General features: G+C 62.7%; 21 protein-coding genes. 3 read left to right on the top strand and 18 right to left on the bottom strand.

Features of this window, described 5'->3' with window-relative positions; all coding sequences use genetic code 11:
- Window positions 1-5: 5 nt before the first annotated feature.
- Complete coding sequence (gene guaB / locus FQ705_RS27350) at window positions 6-1,466, bottom strand: IMP dehydrogenase (RefSeq protein ID WP_144146517.1); 1,461 nt, start codon at window positions 1,464-1,466, stop codon at window positions 6-8.
- A 292-nt stretch (window positions 1,467-1,758) separates the two neighbouring features.
- On the opposite strand from guaB, the gene FQ705_RS27345 reads away from it, so the two are divergent.
- Window positions 1,759-2,736: a DMT family transporter gene (locus FQ705_RS27345; RefSeq protein WP_144146514.1), complete on the top strand. Its 978-nt coding sequence runs from the start codon at window positions 1,759-1,761 to the stop codon at window positions 2,734-2,736.
- A 151-nt stretch (window positions 2,737-2,887) separates the two neighbouring features.
- Here FQ705_RS27345 and FQ705_RS27340 read toward each other — a convergent pair whose 3' ends face one another.
- Both FQ705_RS27340 and FQ705_RS27335 read right to left on the bottom strand, forming a co-directional pair.
- A complete protein-coding gene (locus FQ705_RS27340) occupies window positions 2,888-3,220 on the bottom strand; it encodes an RnfH family protein (RefSeq protein ID WP_144146511.1) in 333 nt (110 codons plus the stop codon).
- A complete protein-coding gene (locus FQ705_RS27335; protein WP_144146508.1) occupies window positions 3,217-3,654 on the bottom strand; it encodes a type II toxin-antitoxin system RatA family toxin in 438 nt (145 codons plus the stop codon). The genes FQ705_RS27340 and FQ705_RS27335 overlap by 4 nt, the downstream gene beginning before the upstream one ends.
- A gap of 100 nt (window positions 3,655-3,754) precedes the next feature.
- Between FQ705_RS27335 and smpB the strand changes: the two genes are divergently transcribed.
- A complete protein-coding gene (smpB, locus tag FQ705_RS27325) occupies window positions 3,755-4,201 on the top strand; it encodes an SsrA-binding protein SmpB (RefSeq protein WP_035546168.1) in 447 nt (148 codons plus the stop codon).
- Between the two features lie 204 nt (window positions 4,202-4,405).
- Here the strand turns inward: smpB and FQ705_RS27320 are convergent, their stop codons facing one another.
- From FQ705_RS27320 to ppsA, 3 genes are all read right to left on the bottom strand, one after another.
- Window positions 4,406-5,341 (bottom strand): SPFH domain-containing protein, encoded by a 936-nt coding sequence (locus FQ705_RS27320; protein WP_144146505.1) that lies wholly within the window; start codon window positions 5,339-5,341, stop codon window positions 4,406-4,408.
- Window positions 5,342-5,413: 72 nt separating this feature from the next.
- Window positions 5,414-5,857, bottom strand: a complete 444-nt coding sequence (locus tag FQ705_RS27315) for an NfeD family protein (RefSeq protein WP_144146502.1) — start codon at window positions 5,855-5,857, stop codon at window positions 5,414-5,416.
- Between the two features lie 167 nt (window positions 5,858-6,024).
- Window positions 6,025-8,430 (bottom strand): phosphoenolpyruvate synthase, encoded by a 2,406-nt coding sequence (ppsA, locus tag FQ705_RS27310; RefSeq protein ID WP_144146499.1) that lies wholly within the window; start codon window positions 8,428-8,430, stop codon window positions 6,025-6,027.
- Window positions 8,431-8,937: 507 nt separating this feature from the next.
- Here ppsA and FQ705_RS27305 point away from each other — a divergent pair.
- On the top strand, window positions 8,938-9,753 hold the full coding sequence (locus FQ705_RS27305) for a pyruvate, water dikinase regulatory protein (protein WP_074764231.1): 816 nt from the start codon (window positions 8,938-8,940) through the stop codon (window positions 9,751-9,753).
- Between the two features lie 61 nt (window positions 9,754-9,814).
- Here the strand turns inward: FQ705_RS27305 and FQ705_RS27300 are convergent, their stop codons facing one another.
- From FQ705_RS27300 to uppS, 12 genes are all read right to left on the bottom strand, one after another.
- Window positions 9,815-10,600 (bottom strand): TrmH family RNA methyltransferase, encoded by a 786-nt coding sequence (locus FQ705_RS27300; protein ID WP_144146496.1) that lies wholly within the window; start codon window positions 10,598-10,600, stop codon window positions 9,815-9,817.
- 90 nt (window positions 10,601-10,690) lie between these two features.
- Window positions 10,691-11,446, bottom strand: coding sequence for a ribonuclease HII (gene rnhB, locus FQ705_RS27295; RefSeq protein WP_144146493.1), 756 nt, complete (start codon window positions 11,444-11,446; stop codon window positions 10,691-10,693).
- Window positions 11,443-12,612, bottom strand: coding sequence for a lipid-A-disaccharide synthase (lpxB, locus tag FQ705_RS27290; protein WP_144146490.1), 1,170 nt, complete (start codon window positions 12,610-12,612; stop codon window positions 11,443-11,445). Before lpxB ends, rnhB begins: the two co-directional genes overlap by 4 nt.
- 3 nt (window positions 12,613-12,615) lie before the next feature.
- Complete coding sequence (gene lpxA, locus FQ705_RS27285; RefSeq protein WP_144146487.1) at window positions 12,616-13,404, bottom strand: acyl-ACP--UDP-N-acetylglucosamine O-acyltransferase; 789 nt, start codon at window positions 13,402-13,404, stop codon at window positions 12,616-12,618.
- A gap of 93 nt (window positions 13,405-13,497) precedes the next feature.
- Window positions 13,498-13,962, bottom strand: coding sequence for a 3-hydroxyacyl-ACP dehydratase FabZ (gene fabZ, locus FQ705_RS27280; RefSeq protein WP_006048683.1), 465 nt, complete (start codon window positions 13,960-13,962; stop codon window positions 13,498-13,500).
- 195 nt (window positions 13,963-14,157) lie between these two features.
- The gene (lpxD, locus tag FQ705_RS27275; protein WP_144146484.1) at window positions 14,158-15,282 is read right to left on the bottom strand and encodes a UDP-3-O-(3-hydroxymyristoyl)glucosamine N-acyltransferase; all 1,125 of its coding nucleotides are present in this window, start codon (window positions 15,280-15,282) and stop codon (window positions 14,158-14,160) included.
- A gap of 108 nt (window positions 15,283-15,390) precedes the next feature.
- Window positions 15,391-15,912: an OmpH family outer membrane protein gene (locus FQ705_RS27270; protein ID WP_186308015.1), complete on the bottom strand. Its 522-nt coding sequence runs from the start codon at window positions 15,910-15,912 to the stop codon at window positions 15,391-15,393.
- A gap of 64 nt (window positions 15,913-15,976) precedes the next feature.
- On the bottom strand, window positions 15,977-18,289 hold the full coding sequence (gene bamA, locus FQ705_RS27265; RefSeq protein WP_144146481.1) for an outer membrane protein assembly factor BamA: 2,313 nt from the start codon (window positions 18,287-18,289) through the stop codon (window positions 15,977-15,979).
- A gap of 67 nt (window positions 18,290-18,356) precedes the next feature.
- Entirely contained in the window at window positions 18,357-19,748 is a 1,392-nt protein-coding gene (rseP, locus tag FQ705_RS27260) for an RIP metalloprotease RseP (RefSeq protein WP_144146478.1), read from the bottom strand.
- A gap of 7 nt (window positions 19,749-19,755) precedes the next feature.
- Window positions 19,756-20,961: a 1-deoxy-D-xylulose-5-phosphate reductoisomerase gene (locus FQ705_RS27255; protein WP_144146475.1), complete on the bottom strand. Its 1,206-nt coding sequence runs from the start codon at window positions 20,959-20,961 to the stop codon at window positions 19,756-19,758.
- Window positions 20,962-20,971: 10 nt separating this feature from the next.
- Window positions 20,972-21,793 (bottom strand): phosphatidate cytidylyltransferase, encoded by an 822-nt coding sequence (locus tag FQ705_RS27250; protein ID WP_144146472.1) that lies wholly within the window; start codon window positions 21,791-21,793, stop codon window positions 20,972-20,974.
- The gene (gene uppS / locus FQ705_RS27245; RefSeq protein ID WP_144146469.1) at window positions 21,787-22,569 is read right to left on the bottom strand and encodes a polyprenyl diphosphate synthase; all 783 of its coding nucleotides are present in this window, start codon (window positions 22,567-22,569) and stop codon (window positions 21,787-21,789) included. Before uppS ends, FQ705_RS27250 begins: the two co-directional genes overlap by 7 nt.
- Window positions 22,570-22,603 lie beyond the last annotated feature (34 nt).

The raw sequence follows: 22,603 nt of genomic DNA, 5'->3' as shown, positions 1-22,603 counted from the left end.
GGCGTTTAGTCCACGTGGTAGTTGGGCGCTTCCTTGGTGATCTGCACGTCATGCACGTGCGACTCGCGCAAGCCCGCGCCCGTGATCTGCACGAACTCGGCCTTGTCGTTCATCTCGGTGATGGTGCGGCAGCCGCAGTAACCCATGCTGGCACGCACACCGCCGATCAACTGGAACAGGATCGCGTTGACCGAGCCCTTGTAGGCGACGCGGCCTTCGATCCCTTCCGGCACCAGCTTGTCGATGTTCGCGGAGTTGTCCTGGAAGTAGCGGTCTGCTGCGCCGTCCTTCATCGCGCCGACCGAACCCATGCCACGGTACGACTTGTATTGACGGCCTTGATACAGGAACACGTCGCCCGGCGATTCTTCGGTGCCGGCGAACATACTGCCCATCATCACGGCATTTGCGCCCGCTGCCAGCGCCTTGCTGACGTCGCCCGAGAAGCGCACGCCGCCGTCGGCGATGACCGGCACGCCCGTGCCCGCCAGCGCTTCGGAAACATTGGAGATGGCGGTGACTTGCGGCACGCCGACACCGGCGACGATCCGCGTCGTGCAGATCGAGCCTGGGCCGATCCCGACCTTCACGCCGTCTGCGCCGTATTCGACCAGCGCCCTGGCCGCTGCCGCGGTGGCGATGTTGCCGCCGATCACTTCGACGTGCGGGAAGTTCTGCTTGACCCAACGGACGCGCTCGAGCACGCCCTTGCTGTGGCCGTGCGCCGTATCGACCACGATCACGTCCACCCCGGCCTGCACCAGCAGTTCGACGCGTTCTTCGTTGTCTTCGCCCACGCCGACCGCCGCGCCTGCGCGCAGCTTGCCGTGTTCGTCTTTACATGCGTCCGGGTGCTCGGTCTGCTTGGTGATGTCTTTCACCGTCATCAGGCCGCGCAGTTCGAATGCCTCGTTGATGACCAGCACGCGCTCGAGGCGGTGGCTGTGCATCAGCGCCTTGGCCTCGGCGAGCGGCGTGCCTTCCTTGACGGTGACGAGGCGCTCGCGCGGCGTCATGATGTTGCGCACCGGCTCGTCCAGACGCTCTTCGAAACGCAGGTCACGATTCGTGACGATGCCGATCAGCTGCGCGCCTTCGACGACCGGGAAGCCCGAAATGCCATGCTGGCGCGACAGTGCAATGACGTCGCGCACCTTCATTTGCGGCGGCACCGTAATCGGATCGCGCACGACGCCCGATTCGAAGCGCTTGACCTTGGCAACTTCACGCGCCTGTTCGGCCGGCGTGAGATTCTTGTGGATGATGCCCACGCCACCCATTTGCGCCATTGCAATGGCGAGACGGGCTTCGGTGACGGTGTCCATGGCGGCGGACACGAGCGGCATATTCAGGGAAATGTTGCGGGTCAGCCGGGTCTTGAGGCTGGTGTCGCGCGGCAGAACATCGGAGAAGGCCGGGACGAGGAGCACGTCATCGAACGTGAGTGCTGTTTGGATCAGACGCATGGCAAATCCTATAGGCGCAAAAGCGAATTATACGCGATACCTCCCCGGTTTTCACTGCACTAACAGCAGCTTAGCGAATTTCGGGCGATTTTTTTCGTGACTCTGGGGCCTTGAAATTCGCTAATTCGTTCACCTCGGGTTCGATCGGGTTTCGTTTGCGCGTTCGGGCGCAAAGTGGCGCCAGGCAAGTCAAAACCACAAAATGCCGCCCGATTGCAGAATCTGACAAGACGCCTCGCCTATCCCGCCGCTATTCTGCCGATCATTCCAGTTTTCCTTGCAGGAGCAGTCGATGCAGCGCGGTGTGGCATATGGAGTAATGGCCGGGGCCTTGTGGGGCATGGTTTTTCTGGTGCCGCGCGTGCTGCCCGATTTCTCGCCGCTGCTGTTGAGCGCGGGTCGCTACACCATGTACGGCGTCGTCTCGCTGGCCGCCACCCTGCCGATGGCACGCTCGCTCGTCAAACGCCTCACGCGCGAGGATCTGGGCGCGCTGGTGAAGCTGGCGCTGGCCGGCAACCTTCTCTATTACGTGCTGCTCACCGCCGCCGTGCATCTCGTCGGCATCGCGCCGGCTTCGCTGATCGTCGGCGTGCTGCCTGTCACGGTGACCCTGCTCGGCCGGCGCGATCACGGCGCGGTGCCGCTCGCGCGCCTTGCCTGGCCGCTTGCGATCGTCATGGCAGGCATCGCCTGCATCAATATCGACGTCTTCACCGTTACGGACGACACGCCGGTCAGCGTCGCCACCAAGCTGCTCGGGCTCGGCTGTGCGGTCGGCGCGTTGGCCTGCTGGACATGGTTTGCGGTCGAAAATTCCCGCTATCTGCAGCGTCAGACGCATTTCAGCGGCAACGAATGGTCGGTCTTGTGGGGCGTGGTGACGGGCGCGCTCGGCGCGGCACTGTGGCTCGTGATCGCCGTGCTGCCCTCGGGCGGACTGCAGGCCGATGTGGCCGACGGCCGCTGGCATACCTTCTGGATGCTGAACCTGGGCCTCGCGGTCGGCGCCTCGTGGCTGGGCAACGGCTTGTGGAATGCCGCCTCGAAGCGGCTGCCGTTGACGCTTTCCGGTCAGATGATCGTATTCGAGACGTTATTCGCGCTGCTCTACGCGTTTATTTACGACCAGCGCCTGCCGCGTCCGCTGGAGATGGCGGCGATCCTGCTGTTGGTGGCGGGCGTGTGCTGGTCGGTACGTCAACATGCGGACGACGATTCGTCGGGCGCCGCGCCGCTCGAGAAAGACGGGCAGGTGTCAGCGCATTGAATCGAAGCGCGGCGAGCACGCTGCGGCTTGGCTTGGCTTGGCTTGGCTTGGCCACGCTAGGCCAAGCCTCGCGGCATGACCGACGCCCCGGCGGCGATTTCCCCTTGACCCAGTTGCGCCACCGCCACTGCGGCCTGGCTACGCGCCCTGCCTAGCGCGAATCCCGGTTCTGCCAACGTCGTCCTTCGATCGAGCCGGCCTTGCGGGTCTTTTCCACCCGCCGTTGCCGCGACAACTTCGGATCCACCAGCAGTGGCCGGTAAATCTCCACGCGATCATGATCGGCCAGCACCGCGTCGAGCGGCTTGAGCTTGCCGAACACGCCGACCTTCTGCGTGGTCAGATCGATCTGCGGACAACGCTGCAAGATACCGCTCGCGTCGAGCGCCTGCTTGAGCGTGGCGCCCTCGGGCAAATCGACGGCAAGCAGCGTCTGCTCGCCCGGCAGCGCATAGCAGACTTCGATCGACAGGCGCGCGCTCATGCCTTACCGTAGCGCTGATCGGCGCGCTTCACGAACGATTCCACGAAGGTATTGGCGATGTGGCTGAACACCGGCCCGATCAGCTTCTCGAGGATGATGTTGGTGAACTCGTAGTGCAGCGCGAATTCGATCTTGCAGGCGTCCGCCCGCAGCGGCGTGAAGCGCCAGAAGCCCGTGAACTTGCGAAACGGGCCGTCGGCGAACTCCATATCGATGCGCGTGGGCCGCTCCATGCTGTTGCGGGTCGCGAAGTGCTGTTTGATGCCCTTGAAGTTGATATCGATCTTCGCTTCCATGCAGGTTTCGTCCTGGCGGCGAATTTCGACTCCTCCGCACCAGGGCAGGAAATTGGGGTAATCGGCGACGTCGGTAACGAGGTCGAACATCTGTTCCGCCGAATGGCGGATCAACACGGTTTTCTGGACATCTGCCATAAATTGAACAACGCGTGGCAAGGGTGGACAAGCGCTGCGGGCTTTCCTTGCCCCGCTTTGCTAAAATCGTGATTTTAAACGAGTTGGGCACTTTCCATTCATGAGCATCATCGACAACAGAAAAGCTTTCTACGACTACTCGGTCGAAGAACGCTATGAAGCAGGGCTCGTGCTCGAAGGATGGGAGGTCAAGGCGCTGCGCGCCGGGCGCGGCCAGATCAAGGAAGGTTACGTCGTCATCAAAGACAACGAACTGTTCCTGATCGGCACGCACATCAGCCCGTTGCCCGAAGCCTCGACCCACATCCACCCCGACCCCGTGCGCACGCGCAAGCTGCTGCTGCATAGCGAGGAAATCAGCAAACTGATCGGCAAGGTCGAGCAGCGCGGCTACACGCTCGTGCCGCTGAACTTCCACTACAAGGGTGGCCGCGTCAAATGCGAAATCGGGCTGGCGAAGGGCAAGAAGCAACACGACAAACGCGAGTCCGAGAAGAAACGCGACTGGGAACGCGAGAAGGCGCGCCTGATGCGCTCGCCGGGCTGAGCGGGCGGCCCGCCTGCTGATTGCCTGCTGCCCGATGCGCGGATTTGCCGCGTAACGTGACGGTTCAACGAAAATGGCCCGCGGTTCAAAAGCGGGCCATTTTTTTGGGTTTCTTCTGCCTTTGTTTGGCCGATTGCCTATGACAAAGCTGCGTTCTGGCTGATTGCCTGCGGCACCGGGAATCCCACCGCGCGGCCAACGCCCTTAGCGCAGGTCGGTCGTGCCCTTCCCTTTGTTCACGATCGTCAGCGCCGACGCGATCATCGAACTCATATCCGCCAGGTTGCCCGGCACGATCAGCGTAGTGCCCTGCTTCGCCAGATTGCCGAACGCGTTCACGTATTGTTCGGCCACCTTGAGGTTCACCGCTTCCATCCCGCCGTTCGACTGGATCGCCGCCGCGATCTTCTGAATGGCCTGCGAATTGGCTTCGGCCACGGCCAGAATCGCGGAGGCTTGCCCCTGCGCCTGGTTAATCGCCGCCTGCCGTTCGCCTTCCGACTTCTGGATCGCCGCCTCGCGCCCGCCCGAGGCAATATTGATCTGCTCCTGCTTGCGCCCTTCCGAGGCCGCGATCAGCGCCCGCTTCTCACGCTCGGCGGTGATCTGCGCCTGCATCGCGTGAAGAATCTCTTTGGGCGGCGTGAGGTCCTTGATCTCGTAGCGCAGCACCTTCACGCCCCAGTTCGTCGCCGCCAGATCGAGCGACGATACGATGCTGTGGTTGATGAAGTCGCGCTCCTCGAAGGTCTTGTCGAGTTCGAGCTTGCCGATCACCGAGCGCAGCGTGGTCTGCGACAACTGCGTGATCGCGAACACGAAGTTGCTCGAACCGTACGACGCCTTCATCGGATCGGTGACCTGGAAGTACAGCACGCCGTCCACCTGCAGTTGCGTGTTGTCGCGCGTGATACACACCTGGCTCGGTACTTCGAGGGGTATTTCCTTGAGGATGTGCTTGTACGCGATCCGGTCGACGAACGGAAACGCGAAGCTCAAACCCGGCGTCAGCGTGCGGTGATAGCGGCCCAGCCGCTCCAGCACCCACGCATGCTGCTGCGGCACGATCTTGAGCGTCTGCGCCGCAGTCACGATCACGATGATCAGGACGACTACCCCGACGATGGTCGATACATCCATTATTGTTCTCCGGTCCGTACTCGATTGGTTGGCGAGAGCTGGGTGAAGCTCGCTGGTCAGATGCGTGGCGTGTCAGGCCTGCGCAGTCCGCCTGCATGCGACGACGACAAGACAACTGCCGTGCAGCGCGGTGATTTCATAAAGGTGAGCGTCTTCCGGCTCGCCCGGCGCGAGTTCGATGTCCCACGCGGCGCCGCGATAGTCGGCGCGCGCCCGGCGTGCCTGCCAGGCGTCGACCGTCAGGGTCTGGCCGATGTCGAGATTGACGTCCGGGTTGTGTGCGGCGTCTTTGCGCAGTCTGCGGCCGAAGCGTGAACGCCGTAGCAGCAACACCGCGGCCATCGCCACGAGCGCGGCCACCACGAACTGCAGGTACACGGGCGCACCCGCAATATGCGCGATCGCGGCTGCGGCGAACCCTAGCGCGATCATCAACAGATAGAACGTGCCGCTCATCAACTCCAGCACGACCAGCACGCCTGCGCCGATCCACCAGAACAATCCCCCTGGCGCCACATCGACCTCCACAAAGCAAAACACCCCGGATCTACCGGGGTGTTTATAGCACGAAGCACAGGCAATTTAGCGAGTGGCGCTGCACGCTTTAACGCGCCTTTGATGCACAACACCCTCGCTATGCATGCCGCTTAGGACGCGGCATGCGCTTGACGCTCACTTCGCCCTTACTTCGCCGCCGACTTCGCCAGCTGTTGCCACGTCTCGATGATCGAGTCCGGGTTCAGCGAGATCGACGCAATGCCCTCGTCCGTCAGCCATTGCGCGAAGTCCGGATGATCCGACGGGCCCTGACCGCAAATACCGACGTACTTGTTCAGACGCAGGCAGGTCGAAATCGCGCGCTGCAGCAGGAACTTGACCGCCGGATCGCGCTCGTCGAAATCCACCGCCAGCAATTCCATGCCGGAATCGCGATCGAGGCCGAGCGTGAGCTGCGTCAGGTCGTTCGAACCGATCGAGAAGCCGTCGAAGAATTGCAGGAATTCTTCGGCGAGAATCGCGTTCGACGGCACTTCGCACATCATGATCAGACGCAGACCCTTCTCGCCGCGCTTCAGGCCGTACTTCGACAGCAGCCCGACCACGCGCTCCGCCTGCTTCAGCGTACGCACGAACGGCACCATGATCTCGACGTTGTCGAGGCCCATCTCTTCGCGCACCTTCTTCAGCGCGATGCATTCCATCTGGAACGCTTCGGCGAAGTCGTCGGCGATGTAGCGTGACGCGCCACGGAAACCCAGCATCGGGTTTTCTTCGTCCGGCTCGTAACGCGAACCGCCGATCAGCTTCTTGTACTCGTTCGACTTGAAGTCCGACAGACGCACGATCACCGGCTTCGGATAGAACGCCGCCGCGATCGTCGCGATCCCTTCGGTCAGCTTGTCGACGTAGAAGGCGCGCGGCGACGCGTGACCGCGAGCGACGCTTTCCACGGCCTTCTTCAAGTCCTGATCGATGTTCGGGTACTCGAGAATCGCCTTCGGGTGCACGCCGATGTTGTTGTTGATGATGAACTCGAGCCGCGCCAGACCCACGCCTGCGTTCGGCAGTTGCGAGAAGTCGAAGGCCAGTTGCGGGTTGCCCACGTTCATCATGATCTTCACCGGAATCGGCGGCAGTTCGCCGCGCTGCACTTCGGTGATTTCGGTTTCGAGCAGACCGTCGTAGATCTTGCCTTCGTCGCCTTCCGCGCACGACACCGTCACCAGCGCGCCTTCCTTCAGCACGTCGGTGGCGTCGCCGCAACCGACCACCGCCGGCACGCCCAGCTCACGCGCGATGATCGCCGCGTGGCAGGTACGGCCGCCACGGTTCGTGACGATTGCCGACGCGCGCTTCATGACCGGCTCCCAGTTCGGGTCGGTCATGTCGGCGACCAGCACGTCGCCCGGCTGCACACGGTCCATCTCCGACGGATCGTGAATCACGCGCACCGGGCCCGCGCCGATCTTCTGACCGATCGCGCGGCCGGTTGCCAGCACGTTCGATTGACCCTTCAGCTTGAAGCGCTGCTCGGCCTTGCCCGCGGCCTGGCTCTTCACCGTTTCGGGACGCGCCTGCAGAATGAAGATCTTGCCGTCGCGGCCATCTTTGCCCCACTCGATGTCCATCGGACGCTCGTAGTGCTTTTCGATGATGACGGCGTATTTTGCGAGTTCGATCACGTCTTCGTCGGTGATCGAGAAGCGGTTGCGCTGCTCGTGCGTCACGTCCACGGTCTTCACGCGACCGGCTTCGCCCGCCTTCGTGAATTCCATCTTGATCAGCTTCGAGCCGATCGAACGGCGGATGATCGGGTACTTGCCTTGCGCGAGCGTGGTCTTGTAGACGTAGAACTCGTCCGGATTCACCGCGCCTTGCACGACGGTTTCACCCAGGCCGTAGCTCGACGTGATGAAGACCGCGTCCTTGAAGCCCGATTCGGTGTCCAGCGTGAACATCACGCCCGCTGCGCCGACGTCCGAGCGCACCATGCGCTGCACGCCCGCCGACAAGGCGACTTCAGCGTGAGTGAAGCCCTTGTGGACGCGATAGGAGATAGCGCGGTCGTTATACAGCGACGCAAACACGTGCTTCATGCGATCGAGCACGTCGTCGATGCCGACTACGTTGAGGTAGCTTTCCTGCTGACCCGCGAACGAAGCGTCCGGCAAGTCTTCGGCCGTTGCCGACGAACGCACGGCGAACGACAACTCTTCAGGCGAGCTGTTTTGCAGGGTGTCGAAACCCGCGCGGATGTCCGCTTCGAGCTGCGGCTGCATCGGCGCGTCGATGATCCATTGGCGGATCTCTTTGCCGGCTTCGGCGAGCGCTTTCACGTCGTCGACGTCGAGCGTCTCGAGACGTTTGGCGATGCGTTCGGTCAGATTGTTGTGATTGAGGAAGTCACGGAAAGCCAGCGCCGTGGTGGCGAAACCAGTGGGCACCCGCACGCCTGCTTCGGCGAGTTGACTGATCATCTCGCCTAGCGACGCGTTCTTGCCACCGACAATCTCCACATCGGTCATCCGCAACTGCTCGAACGGAACTACATACGCCTTATCCTTTGCGACGGTAACTGCGTTAGTCATACAAGCCCCTAAGTGTGAAAGAAATTCACGGCTGTGCAAGTGGGCTCGAACGCGAGACGCCCATTGGGAGCGTGACCTCGCGTCTTGCACAACCTGTTGGAGAAGCAATCGCGCTCGGCGACCAATGCCACGAAGAAGGTGATTGGCCGAATTTACCGGTCAATCCACTACTTTCGCCGCAAGTTACCGACAGAAAGCGAGGCGTTGAACGACCGTTCGCGGTGAGTTAGACGCCAATCGCCTGCAATTGCTTATCCAACAGGTTGCCGCTATTCTACCGTGCCGACTCTCGAAATGTGACTGTCGGACGAGAATTGCGCCTCGAATCGCGCCCCGGACCGGCCAACGGGCTTTTGCGAGACCTTCGGCGTTCCGGGCGCGGTAGCGGTGCCCACGGTGCGCTGATTCGACGCCGCTGCAGCCTCCGGTTAGCCACCGGGCAGCGAACGCGAACCAGCGATGTTTGATTCGAGCGCTTTTTCCCGCTCACGTTCCCCAGCCCCACTGATGCCGCCCACCGTATTCATCGTCTCCGACGGTACCGGGATCACTGCCGAAACCTTCGCGCATTCGATCCTCTCCCAGTTCGACCAGAAATTCCGCCTGGTTCGCGTGCCCTTCGTCGACTCGACCGAAAAGGCCTACGCCACACTCGAAAAAATCAACGAAGCGATCCAGCAGGACGGCCGACGTCCGATCGTCTTCACCACCCTGGTGGACAGTGCCTCGAATCAGATCGTCAAAGGTTCGAACGCGCTCGTGCTCGACATGTTCCAGACCTTCGTCGAGCCGCTCGAACAGGAACTGGAACTGAAGTCGAGCCACGCGATGGGACGTGGTCACCAGAATGCGGACACCGAGGAGTACAAGAACCGGATCGAGGCGATCAACTTTTCGCTCGCGCACGACGACGGTCAGTCGAACCGCAATCTGGCCGACGCCGACGTGATTCTGGTCGGCGTATCGCGCAGCGGCAAGACGCCGACGAGCCTGTATCTGGCCATGCAGTACGGCGTGAAAGCGGCGAACTATCCGCTGATTCCCGAAGACTTCGAGCGCGGCAAACTGCCTACGCCGCTATTGGCGCATCGTCAGAAGATGTTTGGCTTGTCGATCGATCCGCAGCGGTTGTCGGAGATCCGTAACGAGCGTCGTCCGGGCAGCAAGTACGCCGCGCCGGAAAATTGCCGCTACGAGATCAACGAAGCCGAAGCGATGATGCGGCGTGAAGGGATCAAGTGGCTGTCGTCGACGCACAAGTCGATCGAGGAGATCGCGACGACGATCCTGCAGGAAATCAAGCTGGACAGGCAGGCTTATTGAGTCGGCTTTGAGTGTGATCGGCGCGGGGCTGAGCTTCGCGTCGACTGCGCCACGCCTCTACTCACCCGCGCCCGCGCTGCTGGCGGCACTGCTCGAATACGCACACGGCCGCCGCAGCCGCCACATTCAGCGACTCCATGCCGCCCGGCTGGGGAATCGTCACTCGCAACGAGACCGCGTCGCGCCAGATCTGCGAGACGCCCGCCCCTTCGTTGCCGAACACCCAAGCGAGCGGCCCGCTCAGATCGCAGTCGTAAATCGGCTCGGCGCCGTGCGAATCCGTGATGACGATCGGCACCGCGAGTCGCTCGATCAGCGTCTGCGCTTCGACGTCTTCGTGAATCTGCAACAGGAAGTGCGCGCCCATGCCCGAGCGCAAGACTTTCGACGACCAGGCGTACGCCGTGCCCGGCGCGCAGAACACCTGCTGTATGCCCGCCGCCGCCGCGCTGCGCAGGATCGAGCCGACGTTGCCCGCGTCCTGCACGCCGTCGAGCACGAGACAGGTTTGCGCGACTTTCTCGGGCAGCGGCGCGTCGAGTTTGTCGACCAGCAACAGAATCCCGACGCCATGCACGACGTTCGACAACTGCCCGAACAATGCATCCGGCAAGGTCACGATCCGATGATCTTCGATGCGCGACACGATCGCCTGCGCTTCCTCGTGATGCAGCGCGGCGTCGGTGACGATGCACATTTCCGGCTGCCCGGCGACGTCGAGATAAGCACTCGCGAGATGAAAGCCTTCGAGCAATGCATTGCCGCTGCGACGCTGTTGATGCGTCGAGCCGGCGAGTGCCCTGAGGCGCTTATAGAGCGGATTGTCCCGCGAGGTGATGGCTTTCACAGGCAGCGAAGACAGTGAGAATGAGGAAAGAATTCGGCGACGCACGACGGCAAATCTCAGCCGCTGCGCCGCTAACTTGCTGACGATGCCTTAAACGCTGCTGCGTTCGCCGAAGGCGTCGTCGTCGAGCATTGCGTCGGTCAGCACGCCCTTGACAGTAATGACTTCCACCATCCGCAGCGACCCACTCGTGCCGAAGCGCAGATGCGCTTCGCGCACCGGCGCGAACGAACGCCGATGATGCTCGCACGGCCCATGCTCGCGCAAGGCGGCGAGATGCTGCGGCGTGCCATAGCCGGCGTGGGCGTTGAAACCGTACACCGGAAACGTCTGATGCAATTCGAGCAACATGCGGTCGCGCGTGACCTTGGCCAGAATCGACGCCGCCGAAATGCTCTTCACCAGCGCGTCGCCGCCGATCACCGCTTCGCTGCGAACGCTCAGCGTCGGGCAGCGATTGCCGTCGATTTTCACGAGCGTCGGCGTGACGGACAGACCTTCCACAGCGCGCTTCATCGCCAGCATGGTGGCGTGCAGGATGTTCAGCGAATCGATTTCTTCGACGCTAGCCGACGCAATGCAGTAAGCGAGCGCCCGGTCGACGATCTTGTCGTACAGTTCGTCGCGTTTTTTAGCGGTCAGCACCTTGGAATCGTCGAGGCCGCGAATCATCGGCTTGGACGGATCGAAAATCACCGCCGCTGCCACCACGGGACCGGCCAGCGGTCCGCGCCCTGCCTCGTCGACGCCGCAGACGATGTCGTCCGGCGTCTCGAAGTTCAGGCCGACCTGCTGCGCCGATGCGCCGGCCACGGTCTTGCGACGCGGTGCGCGCTCGCTCGTCACGCCCGCGCCCTACGCTTTTCGACGACGCTCGCCACGACTTCCGCCGCACGCTGCGCGGTGTTCTGCTTCAGCACGTGATGCATCTCCGTGAAGATTTCCGTCAGCGTGCGCCGGTTGGTCTCGTCGCGCAACTGTTTCAGCGTGGCTTCGGCCAGCGCTTGCGGCGTGGCGAAGTGCTGCAGAATCTCCGGCACCACGAAACGCCCCGCCAGAATGTTCGGCAGGCCGACATACGGCAGATAGCCCTGGCGCCGCATGATCTGGCCCGTGAGCCACGGTACCTTGTACGAGATGACCATCGGCTTTTTCAGCAGCGCGGCTTCGAGCGTGACCGTGCCGCTTTTCACGAGAATCGCGTCGGCGGCGGTCATGGCGAGCTGCGACTGGCCGTCGGTAATCGTCAACGAGAGGCCGGGATGCGAATCGACCAGCGGCCGCAGCATCTCGCGCAGCGCAGGGGTGGCCGCCGGCATCACGAACCGCACACCGGGCTCCTGGTGCTGCATCATTTCCATCGCCGCGAAGAACGTCGGACCGATCAGATCGATCTCCGAGCGCCGGCTGCCCGGCAGCACCGCGATGATCGGACCGTCTTCGGCGAGACCCAGGGTACGGCGCGCGCCGAGCGTGTCGGGCACCAGCGGGATTTCGTCAGCGAGCGGATGGCCCACGTACGAGGCCGGTACGCCTGCTTTTTCCAGCAGCGCCGTCTCGAACGGGAACACGCACAGCATGTGGTCGACCGCCTTGGCGATCTTCTTGATACGTCCGCCGCGCCACGCCCAGATGGACGGGCACACGAAGTGAATGGTGGGAATGCCCGCGTCGCGCAACGGATGTTCGAGCCCGAAGTTGAAATCGGGCGCGTCCACGCCGATGAACACGGACGGCGGCTCCGCGAGCAACTGACGCTTGAGCTCGTTGCGAATGCCGAGGATCTCGGGGATATGCTTCAGGGCTTCGACATAGCCGCGCACCGTGAGCTTTTCCATCGGGAAATGGGCGTCGAAACCGGTGGCGGTCATACGCGGACCGCCGATCCCGTAATACTGGGTACCGGCGGGCAGACGGCTCGCGAGGCCGTTGAGCAGCGACGCCGCCAGCAGGTCACCGGACGGTTCGCCTGCCACCATTGCGACGCGCAGCGGACTGGGTTGCAATGCCATCGCTTAGCGGATGATGCCGCGTTGCGACGTTTCGACGAACGCGAGCAGCGTTTGCACCGCCGCATCGCCGTCGCCGCCAGCAGATGCGAGGTCGCGCAGCTGCACCTTCGCTTCTTCCAGCGATAAACCGTTCTTGTACAGCACGCGATACGCCGTGCGCAGCGCCGAAATCGCGTCTGCCGAGAAACCACGGCGGCGCAGACCTTCGACGTTGACACCGTGCGGTTCAGCCTTGTTGCCGGCGGCGATCACGAACGGCGGAACGTCCTGCACCAGCGCCGAAGCGCCGCCCAGCATGGAATGCGCACCGATGCGCACGAACTGATGCACGCCCGACATGCCGCCGACGATCGCGTGGTCGCCGATCGTCACGTGGCCCGCCATCTGCGCGTTGCTCGACAGAATGACGTTATTGCCGACGTGGCAGTCGTGCCCGAGGTGCACGTACGCCATGATCCAGTTGTCGTCGCCCAGCGTGGTGACGCCCGCGTCCTGCACCGTGCCGGTGTGGATCGTGGTGAACTCGCGGATCGTGTTGCGGTTGCCGATCTCGAGCCGGGTGGGCTCGTCACGGTACTTCATGTCTTGAGGACGGCCGCCGACGTTGGCGTAGTGGCCAATCCGGTTGTCTTCGCCGATCCTGGTGTGACCTTCGATCACGCTATGCGAACCGACGGTGGTCCGTGCGCCGATCGTCACATGGGCGCCGATCACGGCATACGGTCCAATTTCGACGGTTTCGTCGATCTGTGCGCCGGGTTCGACGATCGCAGTGGGATGAATCCTGCTCATGCGTCCTCGCTTCTGATTCTGTTGCGTTGCTGGATGGGCCAAAGGCAGAGCCGGCAGCGCCTGGTTCAGGCGGCTGACTGCCCGGACGCCGTGTTACGCGTCTTTGTCCGTGTGCCGCACCGCGCACATCAGATCGGCTTCCGCCGCGACCACGCCATCCACTTCGGCGCGCGCCTTGAACTTCCAGATACCGCGCATGTGACGCTCGAACGTGCAGTTCAGGATCAGCTGATCGCCCGGTTCCACCACGCGCTTGAAGCGCGCATTGTCGATACCGACGAACAGGTACAGCGTGTTCGACGGGTCGCTCGGCTCTTCCGAAAACGTCAGCAGCGCCGCAGTTTGCGCGAGCGCTTCGAGAATCAGCACGCCCGGCATCACCGGACGGGTCGGAAAGTGCCCCTGGAAATACGGCTCATTGATCGACACGTTCTTCAACGCTTTGATGCTCTTGTGCGGCTCGAGTTCGAGCACCCGGTCGACCAGCAGGATCGGGTAACGATGCGGCAGCAGCGTGAGAATCTTATGAATGTCGAGATTGATTTTTTCGGTGCTCATGGTGTTTCGACTCACGCATTGACTGCGCGATGATGACTGCGGATGCTGGTGCAGGTGGGTTGGTAACGCGCGCTGCCGGCGCCTGCCATGACCCGGCGGCCGCGCCACCCGGTCACGGCAACCGACTTTGCTTCTGATGCTTGCCCGCTATTTTACGCGGAGCCGGCCGGTAGCCTTGCGAATTACTTCGCTACCTCAGGATTTGTCGCCCGTGGAATGGTTTGCCGCGCCTGACGATGTGCCCGTCTGGCCGCCGCCCGCCTGATTGGCTGCGGCGCTCTCGAGCGCTTTGATACGGTCGCGGAGCTTGTCGATATTGCGTAGCAGCGCGGCGCTTTTGTTCCAGTCCGCGTGGTTCACGGCCGGGAACGCGCTGGTGTAGATACCGGCTTTCAGCAACGACTTCGAGACGCCCGACTTGGCCGTGACGATCACGTAATCGGCCAGCGTGACGTGCCCGGCAATGCCGACGGCGCCGCCGATCATGCAATGGCGGCCAATCGTCGTGCTGCCCGCGATGCCAGCACAACCGGCGATCACCGTGTACGCGCCGATCTTGCAGTTGTGGCCGATCTGCACGAGGTTGTCGATCTTCACGCTTTCTTCGATGATCGTATCGGCCATCGCGCCACGGTCGATCGTGGTATTGGCGCCGATTTCGACGTCGTCGGCGATCGACACGCCGCCGACCTGCGGAATCTTCACCCAGCTGCCGGTACGCGCATCGCCGTCGCCGACGAAATCCGGCGCGAAGCCGAAGCCATCGGAACCGATCACCGCGCCGGCGTGCACGATCACCCGCTCGCCGATCCTGCAACCGTAGTACACGGCCACGTTCGGATACAGATGGGAGCCCGCGCCGATGCGCGTGCCACGGCCGATCACCACGTTGGCGTCGAGGCGCACGTTCTCACCGATCACCGCACCGGCTTCCACCGTGACATGCGGTCCGATCACCGCGCTCCCGGCAACCTGCGCCGACGGATCGACCGTGGCGCTCGGATGCACGCCGGCGGCCACCTTGGGCGCGGCGAGATCGATGAAGGTTTGAGCGACGCGCGCGAAGTACGCGTACGGATTGGGCGTGACGATGAAGTTGTGATTCTCGCGGGATGCGAGCTTGGCGAGGTCGTCGGCGTTGATCAACACCGCGCCCGCGCGAGTCGTTTCGACTTGCGACAGGTATTTCGGGTTGGCGAGGAACGCCAGTTGGTCCGGGCCTGCCTGGTCGAGCGGCGCCAGACTGCCCACGCGCTGCGAACCATTTCCGACTACTTCACCGCCGAACCGTTGGACGATGTCCTCTAGCGTAAATGCCATGCCTGTCCTGTCTCCTGCAGTTCAATCCAGCACTCCCGGCGCGAAGCATGCCGTCCGTGCTGCTTATAACCCGATGCCACGCAAGGCGGGTTGATGACCCGCCTGCGCTCAGTTACCCGATGCCGCCAGTGCCTTGAGCACCTGATCGGTGATATCGATACGCGGGCTCACGTAGACCGCTTCCTGCACGATCAGATCGTAATGCTGCTGCTCGGCGATCTGTTTGATCACCTTGTTTGCGCGATCCAGCACCGCTGCCAGCTCTTCATTGCGACGCTGATTCAGATCTTCACGAAACTCACGCTGCTTACGTTGAAAATCCGTGTCCATTTGCGACAGATCGCGCTGCTTCTGCGCGCGGTCGGCCGGCGCCATGGACGCGCCGCTCTTGTCGAGCGAATCGGACATCGACTTCAGCTTCTGCGCCATGTCCGCGAGGTCCTTGTCGCGCTTCGCAAACTCGGCCTCGAGCTTGACCTGGGCGGCTTTGGCGGCAGCGGATTCGCGCAGGATACGGTCGGAATTCACCGCGGCGATACGCGCCTCCTGCCCGTGCGCCACCCCGACGCCCAAGGTCATTGCCAGCGCCAGTGCGCACGCCACACGTTTCGAAAACATACCGGTTAGCAAAGTCATCCTCTCGATACTGTAATTTGGCCGGCCCCGCCAGCAAGGCCGCCCGCCGCCGCCGCGATCAGAACGCCGTCCCGATCTGGAACTGGAATTTCTGATACTGGTCGCCGGTGTGTTTCACGAGCGGGAAACCCAGACTGAGCTTGAGCGGACCGATCGGCGAAATCCACGCCAGGCCGACACCGTAGCCGTACCGCAGACCGTTCGCGCCGGTCGAATTAGCGGCGGCACTCGCGTCGGCCCAGACGTTACCCGCATCCAGGAATGTAAAGACCCGCAACGTGCGGTCGTAGCCCGTGCCCGGCAACGGGAACGTCAACTCGATATTGCCCACCAGCAGTTTCGAGCCGCCGATCGGGTCGTTCGTGGTCTTGTCGCGCGGACCCAGCGAGCTCGGCTCGAAGCCTCGCACCGAACCGATACCGCCGGCGTAGTAGTTCTTGAAAATCGGGTAAGGCTTGCCGCTCAGGCCGTTACCGTAGCCGCCCTGGAAGTTGAAGCCCAGCACGAAGCCGCGCGAGAACGAGTAATAGTACTGCGCGTTCAGGTCGGCCTTGTAGTATTGCGTGCCGCCGATCGGCGTGCCGTACTCGGCGTTGGCCTGCGTGAAGTAACCGCGGCTCGGCACGAGCGCGCTGTCACGCGCGTCGCGCGACCAGCCGACCGTGATCGGCACGTTGTTCGAGACACGGCCGAAGTCCTGCACATACTGCTTGTACGAAGCCGGCGTGTTGTCGTCGACGTCCAGCTGGTTCTGCTCGAGGCCGGCACCGAAGTACACCGTATCGACTTCCGAGAACGGGATGCCGAACTTCAGGTCGCCACCCACCGTGACGATCTTGAAGCTCGAATCCGTCGAGTAGTACAGCGGCTGGTACGTACGGTAATAGACGTCGGTAATCCGCTTGATGCCGTCGACCGTGAAGTACGGGTCGACCTGCGTGACCGTCAACGTACGATAGGTTTTCGCGGTGTTCACGTTCACCGACAGGCTGGTACCCGAGCCGAACACGTTGTCTTGCGACACGCCGGCCGACAGCACCACCTTGTCGGTCGACGAGAAGCCCGCACCCAGCGTGATCGCGCCGGTTGGCTTTTCGGCCACCTTGACGTCCACGTCGACCTGGTCGGGCGTGCCTTCCACCGGCACCGTGGTCACGTCCACGTCGGTGAAGTAGCCGAGGCGGTTGATCCGGTCTTTCGACAGCGCGAGGCGGTTCGAATCGAACCACGAGCTTTCGAGCTGACGCATTTCGCGGCGCACCACTTCGTCGCGGGTACGCGTGTTGCCGACCACGTTGATGCGGCGCACGTAGACGCGGCGGCTCGGGTCGACCTGCAGCGTCAGATCGACCTTGTGGTTGGCCTGATCGATCTGCGGCTGCGCGTTGACGGTAGCGAATGCGTAGCCGTATTCGCCGAGCTTGTCGACGATCGACTTGGTGGTGGCTTGCAGCTTTTCAGCCGAGAAGCGGTCGCCCGGTTTGATCTTGATGAGCTTGGCCAGCTCCGGCTCGCGATCGAGCAGGTTGCCGGCGAGCTTGATGCTCGAAATCGTGTACGGCTCGCCTTCATGCAGCGTGACCGTCAGGTACATGTCCTTCTTGTCCGGCGTGATCGACACCTGGGTCGACTCGATGTTGAACTCGAGGTAGCCGCGATTCAGGTAATACGAGCGGACGTTTTCAAGGTCGCCGGTGAGCTTGTCTTTCGCGTACAGGTCGTTCTTCGTGTACCACGAGAACCAGTTCGGCGTGGACAGCTGCATTTCGTCGCGCAGCGTACCGGTGCTGAACGCCTTGTTGCCGATGAAGTTGATCTGGCGGATCTTCGCGCTCGGACCTTCGGCCACCGAGAACAGCACCGAGACGCGATTGCGGTCGATCGGCGTGATGGTGGTGGTGACTTCAGCAGCGTAGTAACCCCGCGTCAGGTATTGACGCTTCAGCTCCTGCTCGGCCTTGTCGACGAGTGCCTTGTCGTAATAACGGCCTTGCGACAAACCGACCGCGCGCAGCGCCTTGGTCAGGTTTTCCTTGTCGAACTCGTGAATGCCCGCGAAGTCGATCGTGCCGATGGCCGGACGCTCCAGCACCTGCACGATGACGACATTGCCTTCGGTCGCGATCTTGACGTCGTTGAAGAAACCCGTGGCGTACAGCGCGCGGATTGCTTCCGATGCCTTGTCGTCGCTAAAGGTATCGCCTTGCTTGATGGGCAGGTACGCGAACACGGTACCTGGTTCGACGCGTTGCAATCCCTCGATCCGGATGTCTTGCACCACGAAGGGCGTCGTTGCGTGAGCAACCAGCCCATGCGCGGCGAATGCCGCGGCTATAACCGTCTTTGGAACAAAGCGATGAGGTTTAAACAACGTGCTTCCCCAGTGTGTATAGCTGCATCAGGTCAGACGGTCGCCATCGTGAACGCCGCCAGACACTTTAAAAATGGATTAAACGAGCCAGATCGTTGAACAGCGCAATCGCCGACAATGCGACGATGCAGGCGAGACCCGCCCTCTGAAAAACGAGTTGCCAGCGATCGGAGACAACTTTACCGGTCACAGCTTCAACCAAATAATATAACAGATGACCCCCGTCCAATACCGGAATTGGTAGCAGGTTCAGTACACCAAGGCTAATACTGACAAGGGCCAGGAACGACAGGAATGCAGATGGACCTAGACGCGCGCTCTTTCCCGCGTAATCGGCGATCGTCACGGGGCCGGAAAGATTTTTCAGCGAAGCCTCGCCGATGATCATCCGGCCGAACATGCGCACCGAGTAAACCGCGAGATCCCACGTGCGGTGCGCACCCAATTGCAGGCTTTCGACCGGGCCGTAATGCACATCGATCGAGGGCACCTGCGTGGCCAGTTCCGCGCCGATACGGCCGATCTGCTGACCGGTCGTTTCGTCACGCTGCGACTGCGGCACGACGCTCACGTCTTCGAGCTTGCCCGCCTGACCGGCCTGCCCGCCACGCTCAACCTGCAACATCACAGGCTTGCCGGCGTGAGATTTTACATAAGCGATGAAGGCGGTTGCATTATCGGTCGGCGTACCGTCGACCGCACGCAGGCGATCGCCCGTCACCAGCCCGGCTTTCTGCGCCGCGCTGCCCGGCTGCACGCCCGCAACCGTCAGCTTGCCGCCGCCCGGCTCGAAGCCGAGATGCGACATGAAGTCGTCGTCGACATCTTTTTCGGTCAGACCGCGCAAATCAAGCTGGAAGTCGGAAGTGCCGTGGGCGTCTTTCGCGCTCAACACGACGCGCTTGTGATCGAATGCCGCGCCCAGCAGCTTCCAGCGCAGATCCGACCACGAACGCACCGGCTCCGATTCGCTTGCCTCCCCGGCACGCACGGCAACGATCGTTTCGCCACCGTCGAAACCGGCAACAGCGGCCGGCGTGTTCGGCGCGGGCGCCGCGATCACCGCAGCCGGCTCCGTCACGCCCGTAGCGAACACGAGCGCGAACAAGACGATAGCCAACAGGAAATTCGCCACCGGACCGGCCGCGACGATCGCAAAGCGGCGCCACACCGGTTGCCGGTTGAACGCGTGCGGCAAAGCGTCGGCGGGAATCGGCTCGGTGCCGGTTTCGCGCTCGTCGAGCATCTTCACGTAACCGCCGAGCGGCAACGCCGCGATGGTCCACTCGGTGCCCGTTTTCGGACTCACCCACTGGAACAGCGGCCTGCCGAAGCCGATCGAAAAGCGCAGCACCTTGACGCCGCACAAACGCGCGACACTGTAGTGCCCATACTCGTGGACGACCACGAGCACGCCAATCGCGACCGCGAAGGCAAGCAGTTCGATCAGCAGATTCATAAGCGCCTCACTGGACGGCGCGTTCCGTGCGACGAGCGTTGTCGGGCAGACGCGCGATGAATTCGGTAGCGGCGCGACGCGCGGCGGCATCCGCTTCGATCACGTCTTCGAGCGCGTGCGCGCTGCGGCTCGGCAGTGCGTTGAGTACCGCATCGACCACCTGGGCAATCGCCATGAAACCGATCTGACGTTGCAGGAACGCTTCGACGGCGATTTCGTTGGCGGCGTTCAGCGCGGCGCTGGCGACGCCGCCTTCGGCCAAAGCCTTCACGGCAAGCGCAAGACACGGAAAGCGCGTGTAATCCGGCTTCTCGAACGACAACGATGCGACCTGCAGCAGATCGAGTTGCGCGACGCCCGAATCGACGCGATCGGGGAAGGCCAACGCGTGAGCGATCGGCGTGCGCATGTCGGGGTTGCCGAGCTGCGCGAGTACCGAACCGTCGGCGTAGGAGACCATCGAGTGAATCACGCTTTGCGGGTGGATCAACACCTCGATGCGTTCGCCCGGCAGATCGAAGAGCCAGTGCGCCTCGATCACTTCGAGGCCCTTGTTCATCATCGTGGCGGAGTCGACGGAGATCTTGCGGCCCATCACCCAGTTCGGATGCTTGCAGGCTTCGTCGGGCGTGACGTCGACGAGCGTGGCCGGTTCGCGGGTGCGAAACGGGCCGCCCGAAGCGGTCAGAATGATTTTGGAGACGCCGCCGTGCAGCGCGGCTTCGCGCGGCAGGCATTGGAAAATCGCGTTGTGTTCGCTGTCGACCGGCAGCAGGATCGCGCCGTTGTCGCGCACGGCGTCCATGAAGATCGCGCCGGACATGACCAGCGCTTCCTTGTTGGCGAGCAGAATGCGCTTGCCGGCGCGCGCTGCGGCGAGCGTGGGCGCAAGACCCGCGGCACCGACGATTGCCGCCACGACCGTGTCGCAGCTTTCGCTCTTCGACACGTCGACGAGCGCTTGCGGCCCGTATGTCACCTCGGTTTTGCAGCCGGCTGCACGCAGTTTCGCCGCGACGTTCGCCGCCGTGTCGGCATCGCCGACGACGGCGACTTCCGGCTGAAAACGCAGGCATTGCTCGACGAGCTTGTCGCCGTTGCGATGCGCCGTGAGCGCGTAGACCGAAAAGCGTTCGGGATGACGCGCGACGACGTCGAGCGTGCTGTCTCCAATCGAGCCCGTGGAACCGAGCAATGTCAGACGTTTTTGCATATCTCTTTCTCTAGCCGAGCAGCAGCATGGCAAGCGGCAGCACCGGCAATAAGGCGTCGATGCGGTCGAGCACGCCGCCGTGCCCCGGCAACAGGCCGCTTGAATCTTTCACACCAGCCTGGCGTTTCATCATCGATTCGAACAGATCGCCGACCACGCTGAATGCCACCAGCAAGGTCAAGGCGAGCAGCGTGCGTATGGCGCCCCATTGCGCCAGCAGCGCAGAATACAGGGTCGGCTCGAACGCATGCAAAAAGACCGCCGCCGCTGCGACGATCATCACGACCAGCCAGCCGCCGATCGCGCCCTCCCAGGTTTTACCCGGACTGATGGCAGGCGCCAGCTTGTGCTTTCCGAAAGCTTTTCCGGAGAAGTATGCGCCGATATCGGCCAACCAGACCAATAGCAGCAGCGACAGCACGAAAGGCACGCCCTGCATGCGCGCGGCGACGAGAGCATGCCAGCATGCGACGAATATCACAATGCCGGCAAGAAATAGAAAGATACGCCAGGCGCCCTGCGCGAGCGTGGGCTTGCGCAGCAGCACGAACGGCCCTGCGACGATCCAGAAGATGCCGGCGGCCTTGAAGAGCGAACGGGCTTCTTCGATACCCGTGCCAAGCCGGGTACTGGCGACCAGCGCCACCGCGGTTACCAACGCATAGATCACGGGACCGGCGCCGCCCAGCTTGAGCAGACGGGCCCATTCCCAGGCGGCGAACACGACGACAAACGCGATCAGCGCGCCGAACGCGCCCAACGGCGCGAACAACGTGACCGGCAGGAACACTGCCAGCAGGATGATCGCCGTGATAACACGGGTTTTTAGCATGGAAGCGAATCGACGTTCTGCGATTGCGGCTCGAGTTGAGCACTGGTGCGCCCGAAGCGGCGCTCGCGCTCCGCGTACGAAGCGATGGCGTGGCCGAGCGCGTCGGCGTCGAAATCAGGCCAGAACGTGTCGGTGAAGTAGAACTCGGTGTACGCAAGCTGCCACAGCAGGAAGTTGCTGACGCGGCGCTCGCCGCCGGTGCGGATGAACAGATCCGGCTCCGGTGCATAAGCCATCGACAGGTGCTCGGCGAACGATTCCTCGCTCACCTCCACCGCCTTGCCCGCCAGCGCCGATTGCTCGGCGAGCTTGCGGGTGGCCTGCATGATGTCCCAGCGGCCGCCGTAGTTGGCAGCGATGGTCAGTGTGAGGCGGGTATTACGCGCGGTCTTGGTTTCCGCGCGTTTGATCAGATCGCGGATGCGCGTGTCGAAACGATCGAGATCGCCCACCACCCGCAAACGGATGCCGTTCGCGTGCAGCTTGCCGATCTCGCGCTCGAGCGCGGTCACGAACAGGCGCATCAGGAACGAAACTTCTTCGTTCGGCCGACGCCAGTTTTCGGAACTGAAGGCGAACAGCGTCAGATATTCGACGCCCTGACGGGCGCACGCCTCGACGGCCGCGCGCACGGCATCGACGCCGCGCGTATGGCCCGCCACGCGCGGCAAGCGCCGCTGGGTGGCCCAACGGCCGTTGCCGTCCATGATGATCGCGATATGTCGCGGCACCGTGGCGACATCAGGCACGCGCACGGTTGAGCTGGTATAGGTCATGGCCGTCGGGACAGTGACTGCAAAAAAAGAAGTG

Origin of the sequence: Paraburkholderia sp. BCC1884 (assembly GCF_900996225.1) — a bacterium.
Lineage (GTDB): Bacteria > Pseudomonadota > Gammaproteobacteria > Burkholderiales > Burkholderiaceae > Paraburkholderia.
The sequence above is the reverse complement of the archived record's forward strand: the minus strand, read 5'-3'. Positions and strand labels throughout refer to the sequence as shown.